The organism is Roseimicrobium sp. ORNL1 (genome assembly GCF_011044495.1).
GTDB lineage: Bacteria > Verrucomicrobiota > Verrucomicrobiia > Verrucomicrobiales > Verrucomicrobiaceae > Roseimicrobium.
The window spans coordinates 2,670,557-2,693,768 of the sequence record NZ_CP049143.1; the positions used below are offsets into that span (position 1 = coordinate 2,670,557).

At 60.9% G+C, this 23,212-nt stretch carries 16 protein-coding genes; 10 read left to right on the plus strand and 6 right to left on the minus strand.

Annotation, left to right across the window (positions count from 1 at the left end; translation table 11 throughout):
• Positions 1-587 precede the first annotated feature (587 nt).
• The 4 genes from G5S37_RS10900 to G5S37_RS10915 are packed head-to-tail and all read left to right on the plus strand — an operon-like array spanning position 588 to position 4,785.
• Positions 588-1,457 (plus strand): PhnD/SsuA/transferrin family substrate-binding protein, encoded by an 870-nt coding sequence (locus G5S37_RS10900; protein ID WP_165203634.1) that lies wholly within the window; start codon positions 588-590, stop codon positions 1,455-1,457.
• 6 nt (positions 1,458-1,463) lie between these two features.
• Positions 1,464-1,862 carry a sugar dehydrogenase complex small subunit gene (locus tag G5S37_RS10905; RefSeq protein WP_165203636.1) on the plus strand — a complete coding sequence of 133 codons (399 nt, stop codon included), beginning with the start codon at positions 1,464-1,466 and terminating at the stop codon, positions 1,860-1,862.
• Positions 1,862-3,532, plus strand: a complete 1,671-nt coding sequence (locus G5S37_RS10910) for a GMC family oxidoreductase (RefSeq protein ID WP_165203638.1) — start codon at positions 1,862-1,864, stop codon at positions 3,530-3,532. The genes G5S37_RS10905 and G5S37_RS10910 overlap by 1 nt, the downstream gene beginning before the upstream one ends.
• The gene (locus tag G5S37_RS10915) at positions 3,529-4,785 is read left to right on the plus strand and encodes a ferritin-like domain-containing protein (protein ID WP_165203640.1); all 1,257 of its coding nucleotides are present in this window, start codon (positions 3,529-3,531) and stop codon (positions 4,783-4,785) included. Before G5S37_RS10910 ends, G5S37_RS10915 begins: the two co-directional genes overlap by 4 nt.
• Positions 4,786-6,207: 1,422 nt before the next feature.
• Here the strand turns inward: G5S37_RS10915 and G5S37_RS10920 are convergent.
• Together G5S37_RS10920 and G5S37_RS10925 are read right to left on the minus strand one after the other, a co-directional pair.
• On the minus strand, positions 6,208-6,513 hold the full coding sequence (locus G5S37_RS10920; protein WP_165203642.1) for a carboxymuconolactone decarboxylase family protein: 306 nt from the start codon (positions 6,511-6,513) through the stop codon (positions 6,208-6,210).
• 64 nt (positions 6,514-6,577) lie between these two features.
• The gene (locus tag G5S37_RS10925; RefSeq protein WP_165203644.1) at positions 6,578-7,456 is read right to left on the minus strand and encodes a class I SAM-dependent methyltransferase; all 879 of its coding nucleotides are present in this window, start codon (positions 7,454-7,456) and stop codon (positions 6,578-6,580) included.
• A 388-nt stretch (positions 7,457-7,844) separates the two neighbouring features.
• On the opposite strand from G5S37_RS10925, the gene G5S37_RS10930 reads away from it, so the two are divergent.
• Complete coding sequence (locus G5S37_RS10930) at positions 7,845-8,165, plus strand: transposase (RefSeq protein WP_165200233.1); 321 nt, start codon at positions 7,845-7,847, stop codon at positions 8,163-8,165.
• Positions 8,162-9,016, plus strand: coding sequence for an IS3 family transposase (locus tag G5S37_RS10935; RefSeq protein WP_165200235.1), 855 nt, complete (start codon positions 8,162-8,164; stop codon positions 9,014-9,016). The genes G5S37_RS10930 and G5S37_RS10935 overlap by 4 nt, the downstream gene beginning before the upstream one ends.
• Positions 9,017-9,146: 130 nt before the next feature.
• On the opposite strand, the gene G5S37_RS10940 is transcribed toward G5S37_RS10935, so the two are convergent.
• Positions 9,147-10,196 (minus strand): AraC family transcriptional regulator, encoded by a 1,050-nt coding sequence (locus G5S37_RS10940; RefSeq protein WP_165203646.1) that lies wholly within the window; start codon positions 10,194-10,196, stop codon positions 9,147-9,149.
• Positions 10,197-11,141: 945 nt separating this feature from the next.
• Entirely contained in the window at positions 11,142-12,887 is a 1,746-nt protein-coding gene (locus G5S37_RS10945) for a hypothetical protein (RefSeq protein ID WP_165203648.1), read from the minus strand.
• Positions 12,888-14,131: 1,244 nt separating this feature from the next.
• Between G5S37_RS10945 and G5S37_RS10950 the strand changes: the two genes are divergently transcribed.
• Entirely contained in the window at positions 14,132-14,668 is a 537-nt protein-coding gene (locus tag G5S37_RS10950; protein ID WP_165203650.1) for a hypothetical protein, read from the plus strand.
• Here the strand turns inward: G5S37_RS10950 and G5S37_RS10955 are convergent.
• A complete protein-coding gene (locus G5S37_RS10955; protein ID WP_165203652.1) occupies positions 14,634-15,191 on the minus strand; it encodes a hypothetical protein in 558 nt (185 codons plus the stop codon). The two genes, G5S37_RS10950 and G5S37_RS10955, sit on opposite strands and share 35 nt — an antisense overlap.
• Positions 15,192-15,724: 533 nt before the next feature.
• Here G5S37_RS10955 and G5S37_RS10960 point away from each other — a divergent pair.
• A complete protein-coding gene (locus tag G5S37_RS10960) occupies positions 15,725-18,598 on the plus strand; it encodes a sulfotransferase family 2 domain-containing protein (protein WP_165203654.1) in 2,874 nt (957 codons plus the stop codon).
• Between the two features lie 794 nt (positions 18,599-19,392).
• Here G5S37_RS10960 and G5S37_RS10965 read toward each other — a convergent pair.
• A complete protein-coding gene (locus G5S37_RS10965; RefSeq protein ID WP_165203656.1) occupies positions 19,393-21,492 on the minus strand; it encodes a glycosyltransferase family 39 protein in 2,100 nt (699 codons plus the stop codon).
• Between the two features lie 190 nt (positions 21,493-21,682).
• On the opposite strand from G5S37_RS10965, the gene G5S37_RS10970 reads away from it, so the two are divergent.
• The gene (locus G5S37_RS10970; RefSeq protein ID WP_165203658.1) at positions 21,683-22,216 is read left to right on the plus strand and encodes a hypothetical protein; all 534 of its coding nucleotides are present in this window, start codon (positions 21,683-21,685) and stop codon (positions 22,214-22,216) included.
• The gene (locus G5S37_RS10975; protein WP_165203660.1) at positions 22,207-23,166 is read left to right on the plus strand and encodes an SMI1/KNR4 family protein; all 960 of its coding nucleotides are present in this window, start codon (positions 22,207-22,209) and stop codon (positions 23,164-23,166) included. Before G5S37_RS10970 ends, G5S37_RS10975 begins: the two co-directional genes overlap by 10 nt.
• Positions 23,167-23,212 lie beyond the last annotated feature (46 nt).

Sequence of the window (23,212 nt, forward strand, 5' to 3'; positions counted from 1 at the left end):
GCCTCCGGCCTGACCAGCAACCACACACCACTCGCTCATCACGCAGAAGGAACGCTTCCGGTTAACCGCAAAGACGCAGAGAGGCAAAGGACGCAGAGGAGCGAGAAGGTTTGGCCGCAGGTGCGATGCACGCGCGAGGGCGTGGTGCCCCTCGAAGCAGAGGAGGCAGAGACGCGCAGGACGCGTGGTGGGTGGAATTTGCCTGCATGGATCTTCATCGCAAAGCAGCCAAGCAGCCAAGCAGCAAAGCAGCAGAGAGAGTGTTTGATGTAGCGTAAAAGAGCGCAGCACGAATTACGGAGGTTAGGCCTTCCGGCCTGACAGTGGGCGTTGGGTCTTCGGACCCGACAGCAACAGCACACGCACCCCCCTCGCTCTTCACCTGGAAAGCACACTTCCCCTCAACCGCAAAGCGGCAAACACCACAAAGAATCGAGAGCTCCCGCTCTTCAGCGCACCCACAAGGAGAGCCATCCACGCAATGCTCGCAAAAACAATTGTTCGTCAGGTTGACGAATTTTTTAATCTAAAGTATGGACTGAGCTTGGTTGCTCCATGTAATAATCGACGCCATTATGATGATGCGCTTGCGGATTTCTTACTATCCAGACATCACGCAGCATCGCACGCCGGAAGAGGTGCGAACTGCCGTGGTGACATTTGCAGAGGCGCTGGCACGGCAAATGACGCAGTTGCGAGGCTCGGATGTCGCCATTGACGTCTTGCCGGTGGTCTCCGTTGCAGAGCAGACCGCCATGATCGCCGAGGGGCGGTGTGAAATCGCCCTCATCAAACCCTCGTCCTACGTGCTGGCGCACCGACGCAATGCGCGCGTTCTGCCTGCCGCAGTCGCTCTGCGTGTGATCGATGGGACTCCAGGCGATCGCTATTTTGCGCAGCTCTACTGTCATGTGGACTCCGGCTTTCGCTCGCTGGATGACGTCGCGGCTCGCTGCCGTCTGCCAGAGCCCAAGGACCGCCCGTCCATCGGCTTCGGCGATCCCTTTTCCACTGCGAATTTCCTCGTGCCCGCCGCGCACCTCGCCGACAAGGGCCTGTTCCCCTTCACGCGCTTCCGCCGCAGTGAATACTTCGGCGGTCACGATGGGGTCGTCCGCGCAGTCTACGCGCGCTCGGTCGATATCGGCGCGGGTCACGACGGCGTGATCGTGGACCTGGCCCGGCAGCCCGGTTTCGCGGATGCTGCGGAGAAGCTCATCCGCCTGGACCGGGTTTTCATTCACAGTGATCCCGTAGCCGTGCTCGTCGATGATGCCACGCGTGCCCAGCTGACGGAAAGCATGGTGACCATCGCCGCCCGCCCGGAGATCAAGCATGCACTGGACGTCTTCTGGGGCGCAGTCGTGGGCCTGGCTCCGACCACTCATGAGAATTACGCCTCCGTGGAGCACGCCATCACCCGCCTGGGCATTCCCGAAAACGACTTGCTGGTTTAACTCCGTATGTTGGACGCATTTCTGGCACTGTCGCGATTGGTCACGGGCGTACGGCCCCTGGATCCCGTGCTGGCGGAGAGCCTGCTCACCCGCCTGATAAAGGCCGGCCTGGAGACACGAGTCCTCAAGGCCTGCGAAGTCCTGGCTCCGCTGGAGGCCGGCGAAGACGGCGAAGAGAAGGCGAAAGCCCTCCTGCTCCAGGACACGGTGATGTGCGAGACGGTGACCTTCATCGTCCAGCTCTGGTATCTCGGCGAGCTCAGCTTCCCGGCCAAGCTCGAGGATCGCTTGCCCGGCGAGCCGGAGCATGCCTTTCGCGGCCTGCTCTGGCCGCTCATTCACGCCCACCCGCCAGCCCTCTCCGGTGGTTACTTCGGCCACTGGACATACCCACCTGACAACTGATGTCCGCGCCCTCTCCCGAATACGACTACGACGTCATCATCATCGGCGCTGGAGTGTGTGGCGCCATCGCCGCCGCGGAGCTCGCCTCCTGCGGTCGCGTGCTCATCCTGGAGGCTGGTCCCGATACCGCCGACCGGATGGACCTGGTCGCCAGTTATGCCAGGGCGGTGAATAAGAATCCAGGCTCGCCCTATAGAGATCCGGACGGAGACAAGTACGCGCCGACGCCGGACAATAGCGAGGGGTACTATGTGAAGGATGGGGCCGATTCCTTGCCCTTCAAGAGCACCTACGTGCGGCGCTCCGGGGGATCGACCTGGCATTTTCTTGGCAATACACCACGCTTCGTCCCGTCGGATTTCATGCTGTGTGACCTCTATAAGAAGGGGGTGAACTGGCCGCTGCGCTACGATGACCTGGAAGAGGACTACTGCCGCGCCGAGGAGGCCATGGGCGTTTCGGGAGACCATGACCAGCTCCAAGGGCTGCTGCAGGCGAAACGTTCCCGCCCATTCCCCATGACTCATGTGTGGGAGTCCTACAGTGATCGCGTGATCGGTCAGCGCCTGAACGGCCTGGTCATCGATGGCGTGAAGGTGGAACTGCTCAGCACCCCGCAGGCTCGCAACTCCCGCCCCTACGATGGACGCCCCGCATGCGCCGGTAACAGCAGTTGCGTCCCCATCTGCCCCATCCAGGCGAAATATGATGGCACCGTGCACGTGCGCAAAGCCGTGGCTGCCGGAGTGGAGGTGCGCACTCGCTCCGTCGTCTTCAAGCTGGAGGCTGACGACACAGGCAAAATTCAGCACGTCCATGTGCGCAGTTACGAAGGGGTTGATACGGTATTCACGGGCCGCATCGTCGTGCTCGCGGCTCACGCGATCGAGAGCGCCCGGCTGCTCCTGCTTTCCGAGCTTCCCAACTCGAGCGGACTCATCGGGTGCAATCTCATGGATCACCTGCAGGGCGCTGTCGTCTGCCTCGCCCCGGAGCCCGTCTACGGTTTCCGCGGTCCGCCCACCACTTCCGGGATAGACCACTTTCGCGATGGCGAGTTTCGCAGCGAGCGGGCTGCGTTTCGCCTTTCGCTCGGCAATGATGGCTGGGGCCGCACCGCCTCCCCGGCGGATGTGCTCAAAAAACTCACCGATGCTGGCATCGTCGGCAGTCGGATGCGCGAGCTGGCCGAGTGGCGCCTGGTCCGGCAGCTTCGCTTCTCGTTTTCCACAGAGATGCTCCCCAAAACACACAACCGGATCATTCTCGATCCCGACCCCGAGCAGAAAGACGCGCTCGGCCTGCGCAAGCCGCGGATTCATTTTGAGATGGATGCCTACAGCCGCGCGGGCATGGAGCACGCAGGCAAGGTCTGCGAAAAAATTTTCAAGCATTGTGGCGGCGACGAGGTCACGATCACCGTGGCCCGCGATGGCTACAACGCCGCCGGCCACATTATGGGCACGCTGCGCATGGGCGAGAAGAAGAGCGACTCGGTCGTGGATCGCGATGGACGGGCACACGATCACTCCAACCTGTTCGTGCTTGGCGCCAGCGTCTTTCCCACCTGCGGCACCGGGAATCCCACCCTCACCGCCGTCGCGCTCACTTATCGCAGCGTGCGCGCCATCAAGGCCGCGCTTGCCCCTGAATCCGCCGTCCTCTCATGAGCCAAAAATCAACGCACGACCGGTCTGAAGTGCTCACGCTCCTGAGTGAAGCGTGTGAACTCGAGCATGGCCTCGCCTGCTCCTATCTCTACGCCGCCTTCTCGCTCAAGCAGGACCTCAGCGAGGGAGGGTTGACCTGGGATCAACTCCAGAAAGTGCGCATGTGGGCCGCGCAGGTTTTCCACGTCGCTGCCGAGGAGATGCTGCATCTCGCCCAGGCTTGGAACCTCCTCTCCGCCATGGGCGGCATGCCCTGGTACGGCCGCCCCAATTTTCCCCAGCCCTGCCAGTACTACCCGCTCAACCTGCCCCTGGAGACGCGGCCCTTCGGTCTTGAGACGCTGGACCGTTTCATCGCGTTTGAAACGCCGCATGATCCCAATGCCAAGCCGCTTGAGCCAAAGCCCGGCGACCCCGCTCCGGATTTCCGAACGGTCGGCGAGCTCTACGGCCTCATCGCGGATCGCATCAAAGCGTTGCCCGAGAAGTTTCTCTTCATCGGCGACCCGGCCAATCAGGTCGACCGTACCCTCGTGGATTTTCCGAACCTCACCGTCGTCCGCGACAGGGCCAGTGCGCTCCACGCCATTCAGGTGGTGACCGAGCAGGGGGAGGGCACCGAGGGCGAGCGTGACGGGTCTCACTACTTCGTCTTCCGCCAGATTCGCCGCAGCTTCCTGGAGGAATCGCTTCGTGCGGAACAGACCGGCACCGTCTTCGCTCCGGTGCGGCCGTGCATCAGCAATCCGGTGGCATTCCCACATCCTCAACTGGGGGCTCCGGGGGCGAACCGCATTTCAGATCCCTACACTGAGGAGGTGGCTGACACCTTCGACTCGGTCTACATTCTGATGCTGCGACTCCTGCAGCACGTGTTCGACAATGCCACGAGCGATCGCCCGCTCCTGCAGACCTTTGCCGCTGGTGCCATTCAGCTCATGGCTGCGGTTATCAAGCCGCACGGCGAGGCCCTCGCCCTCCTCCCGGCAGGCGAGCGGCACTACGGGGCCGCCACGGCCGGGCCGCCCTTCACCATTGGTCGTCACGTGCCTCTGCCGCAGCTTCCCGGACCGGCATTGCAGGTCGCTCGCGAGAAGTTGGAACAGCTGCAAAAGCGTCTCGCTGACCTCGCCGAAGCACCGCAGGCTCCGGCTCAACTTCGCCGTGCCGCAGCCAATATCGCGCAAATGGAATTCACGCCAGGGAAAGCCAACCCCTTCTCACATCACCACCACAAAAACCGTGAGGAGTGATGTGAACGAACCCACGTAATATCTGCAAGCCTTTCGAGTGCTGGGAAAAGGGTGATCCGCAGGTGCTTGCCAGTGTGGTGGCACGCACGTGTGTTTAGCCATGCTGATGCCTTCGATACCGATTCGAGTGATGCATGGGTAGTTTGGTCTTGCTCGTGGAGAGACCCTGTCCCCCAAGGATCGGGGGCACTCCTGCCCACAGGGGTCGGTGTGGTGTCACGTATGTTCCTTGAATAACTCTGATGGCTCTCAGATGAGATGGAACCAGTCCATGCATGCTTAAAAACCGAGTGAGTTCTTACGTCGAAGGCGTTGCACATTGTCCAGCCCCGCCCTGCGCATGTGCGTCAGGTGAACATATAAATGAAGAAATCAGAAACGTCTCGTGATCTGAACAACCCTCGTGGCGAGACTCGACTCTGCGATGGGCCACCTTGCGCGAAGCGCCTTGGAGTGCGTGTGCGAAGCACCGCTTTGGTGGGGAACTTTGGGGCGCGGAGCTTCCTGCAGGCAGGCTTACGCCGGGTGGTTTTGCATCACAAGAGCGCATCAACTGCGGCCTCCGCTTGGGGTCATGGATAAATCCTGCGTCACGCACCTCGTGACGTTTCCTCCCAAAGCGGTGCTTCGCACACGCACTCCAAGGCGCTTCGCGCAAGGTGGATCCCGTTCATGAAAGCTACTGGCGGGTTCGCGTCGGACACATCACGAGACGTGCCGATAGTGTTCTGCAGTTCTTAACCTGACGCATATGCGCCCTGCGGGGGTCAGCTTGCGAAGCAAGCCTCAGCGACCGCAACCACCGGATCCACGCACCAAACGCTCTTGTGTCCCGGATGGGACGCCGGAAGAGCGCCATAGTCTCCTGTCACGAGGAAAATACCCTCGCCACCTCTTCCGCCGTCCCATCCGGGACGGTGCATCTTTTTCCTCCATGATCCGGTGGTTGAGCGAAGCGACACCACCGGATAATACCAAGGAACGTTGAAGCCGAGTCTTTATATGAAGGACGTCGGGCTGCTTTGAGTGGTTCATGCGACAAGTGCATCCATGGAACACGGACATGGCACAGGCCCAAGGAGCGGGAACGCCTCGTTCCCGTGGGTGAAAAGGATTGTGGCGTGCATCCGTCGAAGCACGCGTTTGAACACAGCGGTATTCGGCCCGCAACGTCGCCAAGCATGGTGGCCGCTGACGGGAACGAGGCGTTCCCGCTCCTTGGGCCTGCCGCAACACCCTGGGTAAGTTCGTCGCGTTTCAAGACCTGTTTTCAACTCATCCTGGTATAAGAGAGAAGAATCAAAGCATCCCGAAGGCGATGCCAGCGTCGCCGCACGTGGGGTGAGCGACATCACACCACCTCGCTGGGTTGCCCATCGAGATGGTGTTTCGCGCGGGGATATGCACAAAGGGACTCCGTCCCTACGCATCCAGCGCATGAGTCGCATGCGTGATCGCGCCACCTGCACGCAGCGCAGCCGCCACGATCGTCGCCTCCGTCAGTTCCGTTTCCGTCGCGCCTGCTTTCTTTGCATTCGCGCTGTGGATCTCGATGCAGTAGGGGCACTGCGTCGTCACCGCCACGGCCACGGCGATGAGCTCCTTGTACTTCACCGGGATGGCACCCTCGGCCACCGCCAGTTTGTCAAAGGCCCAGAAAGCCTTCATCGCCTCCGGGGCGAGCTCTTCCATCTTCTTGATCTTCGTCAGGTTCTTCTGCTGGTACATGGTATGATAGGATTAGATAATAATTGATAGGAGATATTTTGAAATGATATGACGGGTGGACGGCTCACACCCGCGTCGCCGTCACCTCCAGGTACTCCGCGGCCACCTCCGTGGTGCCGGGGTCCACGGCGATGTTGTACCGCGTCTGCAACTCCACCAGGTCCTTGCGCAGCGCCTCCTGGCGCGTCGCCGGCAGCGACTCAAAGGCCTTCAGCGTCGGGCCGTAGTACTTGCGGAAGTACTCCACCGTCTCCGCCGGCGGGAAGGGATAGCGCATGCAGGCCACCTCACGGGTGAACCGCACATTCGTAAATCCCTGGCGCAGGCGCGTCTGCACCACCGGCTCCATGCCCCACTCCATGGGCGAGGGGACACCCGCCGGCGGAGGAGGCAGATGCGCCTTGAACACGCCGAACATCTTCCCGATGAAGCCCTCCGGCGTCCAGTTCGCCAGCGCGATCTGCCCGCCCGGCCGCGTCACGCGACGCAGCTCCGCGGCTATCTTCGCCGGTTGCGGGGTGAACATCACCCCAAACATGCTCACCACGAGGTCAAAGCTGGCGTCACGATACGGCAGCGCCTCCGCGTCCCCCTCTTCGAAGAGGATGCTCAGCCCCTCCGCCGCCGCCCGATGGCGCGCCTGCATGATGAGGTTCGAAGCGATGTCGATGCCCTGGACCAGGCAGCCCTTCTTCGCGGCGATGACCGCCAGGTTCCCCGTGCCGCACGCCACGTCCAGCACCCGCGCCCCCGGGCGCAGCGGCTGGCGCTTCATGAACTGCTCCGCGAAGTTCTCGATGGAGCGGGCGATTTCACCAAAGTCCCCCGATTCCCAAGTCGCCTTCTGCTTCGCCTTGATGCCCCCCAGATCCGGAGCCACCGGTGTGTCGGAAGGAGCTGTGGATGAATTCTGCTGAGTAGGTGCGAGTGTCTGTGTTTGCATACTTGTTCTCTGGTTTATCTAACCGTAGACAAGATACCCAAAACCCCCGCCGCCTGCTTTGCCATGCAGCCCAGTCTGTTGACTGTGGAGTTCAGAGTGGAGGTGGCTGGCCGAAAGACATCACCCTGGGGCAGCAGGCTGCATGGGATTCAACACAGCGCCGAGCGGAGCGAGACGACTGCGCAGCAGCCCGAAGGGTGAGGACGAAGGACGAATCAAACACAGAGACGCAGAGGAACTTCGGAGACTGAGAATGCGAGTGCGGATGGCTGAATCCGAAGTCTGGGGATCGCGTGCCGAATGATGCAGGCCCAGGCCCAACCAAGAACCGTGCCCGGCTTTCTGAGGTGCGCTAATTTCTTGGACCACGGGATAAGAGACAAGCCGTATGAGTACCGTGACCCGAAAAAAGCGTTACAGCAGTGATTTTAAAACCCATGCCGTGGAGTTGGTCCGCATGGGCAAGAGTGTGTCCGAGGTGGCTGAAGAACTCGGCATTGGCACTGGCATCCTTTACCGTTGGACCCGGTCCCAAAGGCAGCCGGTGCAGCTCGTAGGCGCAGACCTCCGAGCCGGAGGCGAGGAGGGCGAAGCCAACGAGCTGCACCGGCTGCGGCGTGAAATCGCCAACCTGCGTCTGGAGAACGACATTTTAAAAAAAGCCGCTGTCATCCTGGGCACGCCACAACCGTCCAAACCCGCGAAATGATCCTGCAACTCCAGCGCCAGACCGGTGGGAGTGTGCGCAAGATCTGCGACGTCCTGGAGCTGCCCCGCAGCAGCTTTTACCATGTGGCGAAGTCTGCCTCCAGCCATGAGCAAGACGCTCGTCTGGGTGAACTCATCGAGGAGATCTTCAAACGCAACCGGCACCGCTATGGCTACCGCAGGATCCATGAGGAACTGCGCGACCATGGCATCGTGTGTGCACCCTCCAAGCTGCGCCGCATCCTCAAAACACGGGGCCTCAAGGCCATCCAACCCAAGAACTACCTGCCCAAAACCAGCGATGGCCGGGCAGACCGTCCCTCTGCCAATCTGTTGGCCCAGCAGCCTGTGCCGCAGAAGCCCGGCGAGGCCTGGGTCGCAGACATCACCTTCATTCCCACTACGGCAAACTGGCTCTATCTGGCCGTGGTCATGGATTTGGGCTCGCGTCGCATTGTGGGCTGGAGTCTGGCGTCACACATGCGTGCAGAACTCGTCGTCCACGCCTTGGAACAAGCCCTGCAAACCCATCCCAAAGCCAGCGGCATTGTCTTCCACAGCGACCGGGGCAGCCAGTATGGCAGCACGGCCTTCCGTTCCGTGCTCACGCGTGCCGGCCTGCGCCAGAGCATGTCGGGGCGAGCCAACCCCTATGACAATGCGTGGACAGAGTCCTTCATGGGTACCCTCAAGCGCGAGATGCTTCAAGGAGGCCGCTTTGAAGACCTCACCGATGCACGACTGGAACTCTTTGAGTACATCGAGGGCTACTACAACAACCAGCGCAAGCACTCCGCCATCGGTTACCTCACCCCCAATCAGTTTGAGACCCAATCCAGAAACCTAAACTAAGACACTCGCTGGTCCAAAAATGCGTTGCACCTCATTCTCAGTCTCAGTCTCCGAAGTTCCTCTGCGTCTCTGTGTCTCTGTGTTGAACTCACTGCACGAGAACACACCCATCCCTCTGCCACATACCACCTCACGCCGTCACCGAGCTATCCCGCACCTGCACCTCGCCCTTCTCCTGCCGATACGACACCGGTGCTGCACCGAACCTTTCCTTGAACACGCGGCTGAAGTGCGACACATGCTCGAACCCACTCTCCAGCGCCACCTCCGTGATGTTCATCTTCGAGAGACGCAGCAGCCCCGCCGCATGCTCCAGCCGGCGCTGCAGCAGCCACTTGCCCGGTGACTCATTGAAGTGCGCCTGGAACTCCCGCTTGAAGGAAGACAGGCTCCGGTGGCACAGCTTCGCATACTCCTCCAGCGAGAGATTGTAGCGGAAGTTTGCCTCCATGATTTCTCCAATCGACGGCGCATCGCTGGAGCTCATCTGGCAGAGATACGCCGCCAGCTCCGCATTCGTGCCGCTCGTGAGCACGCTCATGACCAGCTCCTTCAGCTTCAGTCGCACCAGCGGCTCCGGCGGCTTCTCCATCGCCGCCAGGTACACGCGCATGGACTGGAAGAGCGCCGCCAGCGCCACATCACCCTCCACACGCAGCGCCACCTTCGTCGGCGGGCAATCCTTCGTGCCAAGGTTCAGCGACTCCATCACCTCCCGCACCGTGCTGCGCATCAGCGCATCCGGGATGAAGACCATTAGCAGGCACACCTCCACCTCGAAGTGCTGCTCCGAGATCGTCGCCCCCTTCTTGAAGAACACCGTCTCTCCCGGCTCCACCTTCCACACCCCATCCGGCGTATGCCATGTCTTCTTCCCGGTGACCACATGGACAAAGTAATCCGTCTCCGTCCAGTTCGGCAGCATCTTCAGGTTCGAGCCGCACGTGTACTCTGCAAACAGGAAGTCCCCGATCACGAGCTTGCTGTAGCTCGGATTATTGCGCACCGCATCGTAGAGATTCAGCATGGCGTCACCCTGGTAGGGGAGGTTGGGTAGGGCAGGGGAGGAGAGTACACCATACACACCTCCACCCAACTCGCACGGAGAACTTCCGTCACTCCCCATCCTCCCCGCACTCTTGCTCTTGCTCACCTCGCGACCGCCGATTTCCAATCTCAAATCTGAAATCTGTAATCCTTATCGGGAAGCCCGGAGGCCCTTCGACTCCCCGCGTCCGCCATCGCCACCTGCACCGGCCTGACGTTCCACCCGCTTGAAGAAGAAAAACGCAAAGCAGCCAAGCAGCAGAGAGAGTGTGTGTGTGATGAAGCGCCAAAGAGCGCAGCACCAATCACGGAGGTTAGGCGTCCCCGCCTGACAGCGGATGTTAGGCGTCTCGCCTGACCAGCAACAGCAACAGCCCGCACCACTCGCTCTTCACGCAGAAGGACCGCTTCCGGTTAACCGCCAAGGGGCAGAGGGGCAAAGGACGCAAAGAAGCAGGCGGGTATGGCTGTCATGGTGGTGCATGGCGGAGAGAGGTGGTGCACCTTGACGCAAAGGAGGCAGAGACGCACAGGACTCGTGGTGGGTGGAGACGACCTGCATGGGGTTTCATCGCAAAGCAGCGAAGCAGCAAAAGCAGCAGAGAAGCTTCACGGAGGTTAGGCCTTCCGGCCTGACAGTGGGCGTTGGGTCTTCCGACCCGACAGCACCGGCGCATACACACCACTCGCTCTTCACGCAGAAGGGACGACTCCGGTTAACCGCAAAGGGGCAGAGGGGCAAAGGACGCAAAGAAGCAGGAGGGTATGGCTGCCATGGTGGTGCATGGCGGAGAGAGGTGGTGCACCTCGACGCCAAGGAGGCAGAGACGCACAGGACGCGTGCTGGGTGAAATTTGCCGGCATGGGTTTTCATCGCAAAGCAGCCAAGCAGCAGAGAAGCTGATGGAGGTTAGGCGTCCCCGCCTGACAGCGGTCGTTAGGCCTCCGGCCTGACGGTGGGAGCCCGCCCGCTACTCGCTCTTGCTCCTGTTCCTCGTGCTCGCCCCCAGACATCCTGCTCCTGCTCCTGCAATGAATCCTGAGAAGCCAGAGGTTCAGCCTGCGGCGGTGGCGGACCTTACTCACCGGGTACCAGGAGCGAGGCCAAAAGCACATCATCAGGAACCAGCCAGTTGCGCTCGGTTACCCTTTCGTCCTTCGGTTCACGCTCTTTGAGCAGCTTGCAGGCCTCAAGCGCAGTCAGCTCCTTTTCTCCCGGTTTCGTGTAGGAAACTACGATGGGAGCGCACGTGGCCTTGTTGTCGAAATCAAGGAACACATGAATCCCCCACATCGTGCGCTTCTCCTTGTGATTGTAGATAAGCGTAAGAGAGGATTCATCATCGTGCCTGCCTATAAGGGCGATCTTCCCACTGGCGAGATGTCCGGTGGCAGTCATCGTGTAAGGCACCACTGCTGCCTCCTCCATGTAGGTGCCGCGAACGGATGCATCCGTGCCAGGGATCTCTGCTGCGGAAATGCGCAGATTATAAGAGTGTTGCGACAGGGCAATACGTCCTTCTTTTCTCGTGGCGTGGAATCCTATGAGCTTGATTTGGTTTCCCAGGGCAAACAGATCACTGCTTTGAGGTGCGGCGGGATGGATGTCTGAGGCATGCTCATGAGTCTCCAGGCCGATGAGAAATCGATCGATGCCGCTCTTGAGCGCCATCAACTCGTTACGGTTCAATTTCGCGAAAAGTTCATCCATAGGTGAGCCAAGCTGCAGCTGGGGCAGTTTGGTGGCTGTGAGACACTTTTCCAGAAGACGTGAAGCATCCCCCAGTTGTGAGGGCAGGATGTGGTGATACAATTGTTCAGGCGTGACAGAAGGGGCGACCGGAACATCGCATCCGGGCAATTTCACGCAGATGGATACCCCGTCCTGAGGCCTGCTGCACAAAACCTTCAGGCGCGCGACGTAGCTGTCCAGCATGGAATGCACGAGGCTGCTGGGGGCAATCTCAAGCTGAGGGGTCTCCAGTGCGATGCCGACGGGCGTATAAAAACCGAGATAGCTGGCCCCCGGGATATAGAAGATCTGCAGTGAAAGATAGGTGTCCAGGCAGTACACCGACAGCAGCTTGGTGTTGACTGGTTCGTTGCGCTGCTTGGATTCGGCGTGCCAGGCTGTGCAAATATCGGTGAGCACGTTCATCGAATTATGGATGTTTTCCCGCACATTCCTGATATCCAGTTCGCGTCTTCTCACCAGCGGTGAATTGGGGTGCATCAGGATGAACGTAACCGCCACCCCTTTTGCAAGAGCCTTCCCTACCTGCGTTACGAAGTCCTTGGACACATCGTTGTCATCGGCACACAGCCAGTTATCCACGATCACCACTTCGCTGCCTTTCTTTGCGGCAGAGATGCGTTTGGCGACACTCCTTAAAAAATTGTCATCAGTCTTGGGGTTGATGACCCTCAGGATGCCGCCTTGATCCCTTCTGGCCAGGTTGTTTGCAATCTCGTCAAACACATCGGACTCCTTGAGTTTCGATGCTATCCTGTCTGCGGTGAGGTCATCTTGGAGCTTGTTGAAAACAAAGATGGCGATGAACGTCGACGCTATTGCCGCGAGCAGCGATGAAGCAATGTTCGGCAAAAGGTCCGAAATGAAGGAGTGACTTGCTGCTTTAAAACGTTCGACGGGAGTCAAGTCTGGTTCGAAGCCAGGATTGAAGAGACTCAAGAGCATGGCGACAATGTAGACCACGAGCAGGGAGCTGAAGCACGTCACCAGAATGAGCGCGAGCTTGTGGCGAAAGAGAGAAGCCTTCAGTGTTTGGTCACCGGCGGACGTAGATTGTGCTTGGCGGGGCATACAACGGACAAAATGCTGAGTGCGCGGCATTTACCATGCCAAGCGAGCGTGTCGATAAAAAAATAAATGCGTTCTCCGCTTGGACAAGGCAATCGACGTGCTCACCAGTGCGAAGAGTGGCGAGCCAGTGACGGAGACCAAGGAGAGTCCGGGGTGGGTAAGGGACGCATTCGATTTGTTCTGAGCCACAGCCCAAGGCAGTGCTTCGCACACGCACTCCAAGGCGCTGCGCGCAAGGTGGTATGGCCTGGATCAGCACTGCATGAGCCCGCGCGGATGGTGTCACGAGACGTTTAACGAAGCGATACGTCTCGTGAGATGGCTTCGCGATCGCCTTGGGAAATCACTCCGCCACCCACCACCTTGCGCGCAGCGCCTTGGAGTGCGCGTGCGAAGCACCGCTTTGGGTGAGGGATGAGGAATAACCTGCTGCATCCCGCGTGCCATTCCATTTCTCATGCTGACCCCAGGGTCGATGACGCATCCTCCGCGCTCTCTGCGGTGAACCGGAATCGACCTTCCTATGCGAAGAACGAATGTACACGCTGCAGCCACCGTCAGGCCAGAGGCCTAACGACCGCTGTCAGGCGGGGACGCCTAACCTCCGTGGATTTGTGCTGCGGCCCTGTTTTCGTATCACCTCACACTCTTTGCTGCTTTTGCTGCTTCGCTGCTTTGCGACAAACCCCATGCAGGTCGACTTCACCCACCGCGAGACCTGAGCCTCTCCGCCTCCTTTGCGTCGAGGTGCACCACCTCTCTCCACGTCGCGCTATCATGGCAGCCAACCCACTCCTCCTCTGCGTCCTTCGCCCCTCTGCCCCTTTGCGGTTAACCGGAAGCGTCCCTTCTGCGTGAAGAACGAGTGGTGTGTGCGCACTGCTGCAGTCGGGTCGGAAGACCCAACGCCCACTGTCAGGCCGGAAGGCCTAACCTCCGTGGAGCTTCTTTGCTGCTTTTGCTGCTTTGCGTTTCTCCACCCACCAGCGGGTCGAACGTCAGCCGGAGCGGGTTACCAGCCGGACGCGGGGATTCGCAGGCCCTCCGGGCTTCCCGAGAAAGGGGAAAAGGCGAGGGACGAGCAAGAGCAAGAGCAAGAGGGTGAGCGCGTAGGAGAAGTCTGACAAAACCGAGGCAAAAATACGAAAGGACACTTATTCCCAGGTAGTATTTTTCCCCCACACCGTGGCTGTCACGAAGTTCCCGTTGACGCCCCGCTTTGTCCACGCGAGCATCGCGCCATTATGGACAAGGACACGTGGGCCTTGAAGCTCGGCAAAATGGCCACCGAAGCGAAGGAGCGACGCTCCGCGGCTGCGGCTGCGCAGAGCAGGGAAGCCTCCCATGGAGAAACCGTCCGCGAGGCCCGCGCCCGCATGCAGGCGGAGGAGGCCCGGCAGCTGGAGGAAGATGTCCGCCGCCAGAATGCCCTGCTCCACCAGCAGGACGTGCAAAACGTCAACGCAGTGAACGCCGCCCTGGAGGCCCTGCCGGAGAACCCGGCGCTGAGTGAGTTCGAGCATCAGGACTCCGAAATCGCCGGTCTCCAGGCGCAGATCTCTGCCCTCGAGGGGGAGAAGTCCGCGCTCCTCTCAGAGAATGCCGAGCTCCACAGCGAGATCCTGAGCCTGCGGGGCAAGGTGGAAGGGCTGGAGGGCAGCGTCATCTCCCTGCGGGATGAACTGGCCGCGCTCCGGGTGCATTCGCAGAGCCACTCCACCCTGCGGAAGACCGCCGCACTGCACGTCACTCAGCAGATGCACCGAAAAAGATCGAAGTGACCTTCCCCTTGGTGAACTCGAACTGGAGCCCGCCGTACACGGTGCCGGCGATGAAGACGCTCCCCGCCTTGCTCGACTCCTTGTCCTCGTAGCTGCCGTACGCCTTGCGCACCTCCGCCTCCGTGCTGCCGAGGCCGATGTCCTTGGACGTTTTCTTCGCCGGATCCCACGGTGTCTTTGCGGTGAACATGAGCACGCGCTTGCTGCCGCCCTTCTTCTCAGAAACCATCTCCGCCACGAGACCGGACTTCGGCCAGGACCACTGCTGCACATACTCGCCCAGCGCCTCCCACTCGGTGTCCTTGCCCATCTTCTCCGGCTTGCCCAGCAGGGCGATGATGTCCTTCGCGCTCATCTCCAGCTTCAGCCCGCCGAGCGACTCCGCATTCATGAGCTTGAACCCACGCTCGCTTTGCTCCTCTGAAGCCTCTTGCGCTTGAGCGTGCAGGGGGAGGGGAGTGGTGCCAACGGATACGGCAAAGAGGAGCATTGCTGCAGCGGAGGATAAGGAGCGCGTGTTCATCGTTGTCGTGTTCGGGTTGTTATACTCCATGTTTGTACATTCGTCATCACAGCGTGACAGGTGGGACAATGAAGCGTGAATATAATGGGCGCGTCTCGCTGCCATCCCGAAGCTGACGCGTAGCGTCCTTGGACTGCGGCAGCCTGCTGCCGCTTTGAAGAGTCCACAGCCTGCTGTGGCGATGGTCATATTCACCCGCAGGGTAGCGCGTTCGGAAAAGCTTGGCGACTTCGTCGCGGTGTGGCGTGCAGCAGGCTGCACTGAGGGAAAGCGGCAGCAGGCTGCACGCAGTCCAGGGACGCTGCGCGTCAGCATCCGGGACCCTCCACCCCCCCCCAATAACCCCGCGTTGCCCCTTCCACCCACCGAACGCACAACCTTGACACTCCCCTCAATCATGGGGACCATGCCATACCCCCAAAAACGAATCCTGCATGGCTCAGTCCGACCCCTCTGAGCCCGTGGCCGTGCCTCGCCCGGGCGACATCCCCCAGTCTGCTTCTGTGCCCAGATCTGCATCTGCGCCCGTGCCCGTGCCCACATCCGCAGCGGCGAGGCCGAAGTTCTCCGTCATCATCCCGCTCGAATTCCACCGCGGCCAGGCGGAGAAGTGCCTCCAGGCCTGGTGTGCGGACCAGACCTTTCCGCAGGAGCAGTTCGAGGTCGTCGTCGCCTGTCCCGAGGGCTTTCCGGAGCAGGAGCGCCACCGCCTGCGAGAGCAATTGCGTGCGCATGACCATCTTCTTGTTTTTCCGCAGCGGCATGACATCGCCCTGTGTGAGGTCGCCGCGCGTGAGGCGGTGGGAGAGGTGTTGTTCTTCACCGAGTCCCACGTCTATCCCGAGGCAGATGTGCTGGAGGTCGCGGAGCGTGAGATGCGCGCGCATCCCTTGTGGGCCGGGTTCAGTTGCCGCTCCGTGCCCATCACGCACAACCTGCTCTCGCAGATCGAGGCGGACCTGTATGATCAGGACATCCAGTTCGGCATGCTCACCCATCCCTGGAGGAAGGTGCTGGACCAGTGCTTCGTCATTCAGAGGCGCGCGTACTTCGCCGCCGGCGGGTTCGAGTCGCAGTACGGCCATTTCGCCGAGTGGCTGCTCGCGGCCCGGCTCTACCAGCGCGGCTACCGCATCGGCTACGTGCCAGAGGCGCGCCTGCATCACTACTACATTGGAGAGCTGCCCGAGTGGATTGAGTTCACCGAGGACTTTGCGGATGGCCACATGCTCTACCTCTCGCAGACCCCCGCGGGCCCCGAGCTCCCCCTGTTCGAAGAGGTGCCCGAGTGGAGCGCCCGCCAGCACTACCGCCGCAGCGCCGCACGGCACATGGCACGCCTGCTGTGGCGCGAGCTGGGTTTCGAGAAGCAGGCACCACTGCCACCGTTGCCATCATCATCACCACAGGCTGATGCGGAGGCAGACGCGAGCAAGAGCACGACCAAGAGTGAGAGCACGCGACGCAGGAATCTTTTCACTGCAAGCCTCCGCTGGTATGCGTGTTCCCTGCTCGGAGCGTGGCGCATCATCCTCCCCGCGTGGCTCGGCCGCTGGCGTACGGAGCTTGCCCTGCGCTGGCATCTGCGGCGGGGAAATCGTGACCGCGCCATGCAGGCGTATCACGCGTGCTGGAGTCATCTTGTGGCGCTGCGTCGCGGCCACTTCCTCCGTCGCTGGGCCCGGCGTGAGGAGCTGAAGACCTCCAGCAGGAAGGGCACGCCTGAAATGTGGCGCCACCAGCTCCGCTTCCCCGGCCTCTCCACTGCGCCTGCGGGGGTGGGCTTTCATCTCGGCGAGCCTGCACCCTCGCTTGGCGAGACTCTGCGCTGGTCCGAACCCGCCGCGTATGTGGAGCTGCCCTTGCAGAAGGCTGGCTACCGCATCCACCTGCGCTGGCTCCCGCTGGAGGTGACTCCACGGGTGCGCTTCTATTTGAATGAAGAGCCCATCCCGCAGGAGAATCTGGAGTGGCGTGGCGACGGCTATGACATCCGGGTGAAGTCCCCCTCGCGCGGACTCCAGCGCCTCGGTTGGGTCTGCACTTCGTATGAAGCGCCGCAGGATCCGCGTGCCCTCGGGCTCGCCGTGCGCAGCCTCACCTGGCGCCGGGACAAGGCAGAGCCCACGCCAGCTCCCGCATCCGCTGCTTCTGCCCCGTCACTCTTTTTTCTTCACATCCGCAAAACCGCCGGCGTCTCCCTGCGGGACATCTTCATCAATCGCTTCCCTGCGGCAGACGCGCCCTTCTTCCTCGCGCATGTCCCGGAGAATGCCTCGCGCAGTCCGGAGGTGCACCCGCTCGTCACGGGTCACGTGCACTACGGTTACATCCAGCAGTTCCGCCAGCGGCCCGCAGTCTTCACCATGCTGCGCCAGCCCTTCTCCCGCGCGCTCTCTGCCTACACTTTTTTCCAGGGGCATGATCAAGCGAAGCTGGATGAGCTGAAGGCCGAGCTCTCCGCGGAGGAGTATGCGGAGCGGGTGGCATTCCTCACCCGGGCGCGGGAGTGTGGCACGCTGGGAGAGTTTCTCCAGCGTGAGCCCGCCCTGGCAAAGGCCCACCTCTCCAATGTGCAGACCCGCCAGTTGCTGGATGAAGTGGTCGCCGGCGACTTGGATGAATCCCACCTCGCCCAGGCGCTGCGGAATCTGGGGGCCTGTGATGTCATCGGCCTCATGGAGCGCGTGCCGGAATCCATCGCCCTCCTTGAGCACCGCCTCGGCTGGGAGGGACTTGGTCCCGTGCTTCATCAGAACGTTACCCGCGATCGTCTCGCGAAGGAACAGGTGGACGGCGACGGGCTGGAAACCCTCATGTCATGGAATATGCTGGATGTGCGGCTCTACCGGTATGCCGAGGCCCTCTTCAACATACACCTGCGCGAGATGCATGCTGCGTCGGGTCTGTCGCACTCCTCAGTGCCGGCGCCCTCGTCCTTCCGCCATCTTTCCGATGCCTCCAGCTTCACCCCCGCGCAGCCCGTGCATGGCTATGGATGGTATCCGCGCGAACGTGCCCATGGCGCATGGATCTGCTGGATGGGCGTCGCCGACCACGCCTGGATTGATCTGCGTCCGCCAGCCCTGCGCGACAGTCACCTCACCTGCACCTTCCCCTTTCACATCTCCGCTCTAGCCCTCGATCTCCTGCAGATTCAGGTGAATGGCATTCCTGTGGAGCATCAACGTCGTCGCGCTCCCGAGCCGCCGCACGAGGAAATCTTCGAGTGCCATGTCCCCGCCACTCTCCTGCAACTCAACCCCGATCGCGTGCGCCTCACCTTCATCTGCCGCGACCGTCATCGCCTGTGTGATCTGCATGCCGGCAATCTCGATCACCGGTATCTGTCGCTGGCCCTGGGGAAGGTTGAGTTGGTGGTGGCGCGGGGATGGAAATCCATGTGAGGTATGTGAAGCAGACCGCGTGACTCAAGTCAGAATGAGAAATGAGAAATGAGAAATGAAAAATGCAAAATGAAAAATGAAAAGTGGGACTGATGCTCACACCATTTTGCACTTTTCATTTTTCATTTCTCATTTTGCATTGCCTTTCCGCAGTGCAATCGCCTTGGAGTGCGTGTGCGAAGCACCGCTTTGAAACGTCTCCACGGCATTACCATCTCCCTGACTGCAAAACCGCGAACCAGGTGAAGGAGTTGGAGGCGAGTCCGGGGTAGATATGCGGTGCATTCGGCCTATGTGAGCCACACCCCAAAGCGGTGCTTCGCACGCGCACTCCAAGGCGCTACGCGCAAGGTGGCACGTCTTGGGGCTCACTCAGAACGCTGTTCACGAAAGAACTCACGAGACGATACAAAAACCGCAGCCCCCCAAACCGGAATGCAAAATGAGAAGTGAAAAGTGAAAAGTGAAAAGTAGAGTGCGCTTCAGTCACACTTTGCACTTTTCATTTTTCACTTCTCATTTTGCATTGCCCTTCGCAGTGTCGCCAGCCTTCAAGGAGTGGGGGCATTCCTGCCCCCATGGTGGGTGACAGCATGCAATCGGGTAATCCCCGCCGACGGCATCCCTTCCACGCCCTGGCAATTTCCAAGACAGCCACCCTGTGAATCCAAAAATGGGGGCAGGAATGCCCCCACTCCTTGACCAGTGGCCACGCTCAATGCCGGTCACTCAACCCAACCCCAAATCAAAAATCAAAATTCACCAATCGAAAATCATAAATCCCAATTCCCCCCCTACCGCCTCCGATACACCCGATAACTAAACAGTTCCTCCGTCCCCGGCAGCACGCCCACGCGCTCGAACTCGCCTGACGGCAACTCCACCACGCGCGCATACACTTCCGGCACGCGCGGCTTGCTGTGCTGGTCGCTGCAATAAAAAACATACAGCGCCTTTCCCGCAGCCTGGCTGTCCGCGATCACGCGTTCCAAATCGGCGGCGCTTTCCAGAATGCGCACCCGTGGATCATAGATGGCACTCTGCCGATCACTCACGCCGAAGGTCGCCGTCATGGCATCCGGAGATTGCGAGCGGATCAGCTGCACCACCTCACGCACCGGCTGGCGGTCGGCCAAGCGAATCACTGCACGCGAATGCGCCGTGGCCGTATCAAAGCGGAGCACGAGCCACAGCACGGCCACGAGGGGTGTCCATCTCCACTTCACCACCTGCGCTGCCTCCTGCAGCATCAGCGGCAGCGCGAGCACACCGGGGATGAGGAGGAAGAGGAGATACCACACCGTCATCGGCTTGCCCGGCTGCACATTCATCAGGCAGATGACCACACCCGCCACCACCGGCGCGGTGATGACCACACGCGAGGCCATGTTCCGCAGCGTAGCCCCGAGCAGTGAGACGACAGCGAGCAGCAGCAGCACGACGGGGGCGGCGATGCCCGTGAAGAAGAGTTCCTGATGCTCATGCAGCCAGTCCGTGCCACGATGCGTGTCCGGGAAGAAATTCTCATACGGCCAGCCAAACACGAGCACCGAGCCCAGGTCGCGATACCACTGCCACACATCCGTCACGTAGTTCGGCTGCGGCTCCTTCAGGAAAAGCAGGATCTGCGGAATGACCGGCAGCATGAGCTGCAGCACGATCACCGCGCCCAGCAGATTCATCGCGATGAGCGTGCCCACCTTCTTCCACCCGCCACGGCAGATGAGCTCGACGAGCACGAAGAGATTCACAAACGCCGCCACCACCAGCGAACCGGGGAAGCTCATCAAGTAGAGCGCCTCACCCCCGGCGAAGAGCAGCCACCAGCGCAGCTTGTTCGTGCGCAGTGCCAGCAGCAGTCCATACAGGCTCAGCGCGAGGAAGCACATCATCATGGAGTAGCCGCGCGCCTCCGCGGAGTAGCGGATGTGCCACGGGTGCAGCGCCAGCAGCCACGCACCCCCGAGCCCCGCCAGCGGCGAGCCTATCTCCTTTCCCAGGAGGAAGATCATCAATATCGTGATGAGTGCGGCGATGTACGAAGGCATCCGCACCACATACTCGGCAAACGTATCACGCGGCGCTCCCGTCGTGACGCGCCACGCCTCCAGGCTCAGCCGCATCGTCAGCGAGCTCAGCACATGGTTGTTTCCATTGCGCGCTTCCCAGAGCGTATCCACCCACGTCACCGGCTCGAACTTCCACTCGCCAGTGCCGGCGGCCACAATGCTGCTGCTGCTGCTCTTGCCACTCGCGTCCTTCTCTTTCTCCTTTTCCTTCTTCTTCTCCTGCCTCCACTCGCCGTGGGCGAACTTCCGCACCGCGTATTCTTCATCATTCCACAGGCTGTGGTGCATCTTTGGCCAGCGCTCCCACGCGCCCACCGCGAGCGCGAGGATGAGCAGCAGATAGGTAATCGGTCGCAAGGCACCGCGCAGAATGTCAGGCGGCGCGGTAGATTTGGAGGTGGAGGGCTGTGGGGTGGGGGAAGGGGAGGACGAGGACGGTGCAGACGATGTCTCAGAAGAATCCGAGGACGCCGTCGTCGACGAGGGAGAAGAAGATGATGACGATGAAGACGAAGATGGACGCGGCATCCACTTGCCCGCCGTGCCCAGCAGCAGCGTGAGCATCCCGGCATTCACCACCGCGGCCCACCATGAGCCGATGATGGCATACTCCTTGGGCTGCAGTGGTTCCTGCTTCGCCTTCCGGCGCTCCACGGTGCGGCCCCAGGGCTTCTCACCTTCCACCGTGTACACCACCGCGCCGATCAAGAGCGCGAGCATCAGCCCCAGCAGCACCAGTCCCGGGGTGCCGAAGCGCCCCCGCAGGCGCTGCCACAGGCTGGCGGCGGTACTGGCAGGTGCGGGCGATGATGCAGAGTCAGTCATGAAGAGGAGAGGCGCGGAATTGGCAAAAAAGGTGCAGGGGAAGAGGCGGATGCGCGGCGATGGTCGTTTGACGCTTCGGCGGATGTCCCTATCATGCGTTTTCCGTGTCTGACGCAACCACATTCTCCATGCGGTGCGTAGGCATTTGCAGACCTCAAGACCCCCTCCCACCTCCACTTTTCCCAATCCCATGTCCAACTCCTTTCACTGGGCCTCCCAGTTCGGCGAGCTTTTCGTAAGCTGCTGTGATGAATACGAAGACGACAACAAGGACTATGCCGCCTGGTTCGATGAGGAGGACCTCGCCTACCTGAACTCCATCGGCGCGAAGCCGCGTGAGATTTTCGACTACGTGGAGGACTGCTGCAGCGCCGAGGGCGATGAGCCCACGCCTGAGACCGCGCTCCTTGTGGCCGCCGTGCGCCGCGACTACTTCCTCGTGGAGCAGAAGGGCGTGCCCAGCACCAAGGTCGTGCCCCAGAGCTCCCTACCTCCCAAGCCCGAGGAACTGGACGGCATCCCCTGGCTGCCCCGCATCATCGCCAAGGCCGAGGCCAAACTCCGCGGCGAGATGGATGATGACACCATGTACGGCTGCGGCGGTGACCGCGCCTTTCTTGAGAAGCACAAACTGCACGCCGCTGACTTCCTGCGCGTGGTGTGGGCCGCAAAGGGTGACAAGGAACGCATCCTCCGCTTCGTAAAGAGTGGGAAGTGGGATTAAGCGAGTCTCCAACACCGGAAGACAAGCATGACACCGCAGCAGGCCTCGTCCATGCTGCGGTGGAAGCAAAGCATCACCGGGGACGCAAGTCCCTGCGTGGCTGCGGCATCACCGCGCTGCTGTGGATTGCCGCGATCGTGTTCCTGGCCGTCGTCCAACCGGACATGGAGAAGGGGAGGACGTGGGAGATGGTCAGCGCCGGGTCTGCCATGCTTTTTCTCTTCTTCGGGGCCCCCGCCTTCGGTGTGCTCTACGGCATTGAGGCCGGAAGCTACTTGAACTGGCGGAAGAAGCAGTACCCCGGCACGAGGTGGTGGCGGCTTTTCCTGGGATTCTGGTGGCTGCTGTTTGCCGCATTGTTCCTCGCGTTCGGCCTGCTGAATTTGATCGAGGCGATCTATGGTTTGTTCCGCGAGAGGGAGACTGCGGAGATTGTGCAGACGACCTTCCTCGGCTTGGCATGCGGAGGCGTGGGCTGGTTCCTCGGATGGCTCGCCCTCAGGAGAAAGACGGAATCCTCGGAAGAGGTGGACACGGCCATCGCGGACGCATGGAAGCATGCATGGGACGCGCTTGATTTCGTCACGCTGGAGCAGCAGCTGGGTTGTACTCTGCCTCCCGCTTACAAAGCGATGCTGCAACCCGGCAGCGAGTGGCGCGAGAAGAGCTGGATGCTGTGTCCCAAGGGACTCGAAAACGAAGACGAGGAACTTTACGACGTGCTCATGCTCCTGCCTCCGCATCCCAAAGCATTGGAGAAGCATCCCATCACCGGCGAAACAGTGCTGTGCTTTGCGCGAGCGGAGTTTGGTGTGTATTTCCTGAAGCCCGGCAGCGAAGACCCTCCTGTATTTCTTTTTTCCAAAGACTCCGGACCCGACAACATCGAAGAAATCGCCCCAAGTCTCTCCGTGTTTCTCAGCTGGCCGAAGAGGGGGTGGGGGGAGTAGTTCGTAGTTCGTAGTTCGTAGTTCGTAGTTCGTAGTTCGTAGTTCG

Bases quoted from the DNA above. Each gene is read 5' to 3' on its own strand.
- G5S37_RS10945 (WP_165203648.1), bottom strand. From the start codon at position 12,887: ATGCCCCGCCAAGCACAATCTACGTCCGCCGGTGACCAAACACTGAAG.
- G5S37_RS10905 (WP_165203636.1), top strand. From the start codon at position 1,464: ATGTTGGACGCATTTCTGGCACTGTCGCGATTGGTCACGGGCGTACGG.
- G5S37_RS10910 (WP_165203638.1), top strand. From the start codon at position 1,862: ATGTCCGCGCCCTCTCCCGAATACGACTACGACGTCATCATCATCGGC.
- G5S37_RS10965 (WP_165203656.1), bottom strand. From the start codon at position 21,492: ATGACTGACTCTGCATCATCGCCCGCACCTGCCAGTACCGCCGCCAGC.
- G5S37_RS10935 (WP_165200235.1), top strand. From the start codon at position 8,162: ATGATCCTGCAACTCCAGCGCCAGACCGGTGGGAGTGTGCGCAAGATC.
- G5S37_RS10915 (WP_165203640.1), top strand. From the start codon at position 3,529: ATGAGCCAAAAATCAACGCACGACCGGTCTGAAGTGCTCACGCTCCTG.
- G5S37_RS10955 (WP_165203652.1), bottom strand. From the start codon at position 15,191: ATGAACACGCGCTCCTTATCCTCCGCTGCAGCAATGCTCCTCTTTGCC.
- G5S37_RS10930 (WP_165200233.1), top strand. From the start codon at position 7,845: ATGAGTACCGTGACCCGAAAAAAGCGTTACAGCAGTGATTTTAAAACC.
- G5S37_RS10970 (WP_165203658.1), top strand. From the start codon at position 21,683: ATGTCCAACTCCTTTCACTGGGCCTCCCAGTTCGGCGAGCTTTTCGTA.
- G5S37_RS10920 (WP_165203642.1), bottom strand. From the start codon at position 6,513: ATGTACCAGCAGAAGAACCTGACGAAGATCAAGAAGATGGAAGAGCTC.
- G5S37_RS10925 (WP_165203644.1), bottom strand. From the start codon at position 7,456: ATGCAAACACAGACACTCGCACCTACTCAGCAGAATTCATCCACAGCT.
- G5S37_RS10950 (WP_165203650.1), top strand. From the start codon at position 14,132: ATGGACAAGGACACGTGGGCCTTGAAGCTCGGCAAAATGGCCACCGAA.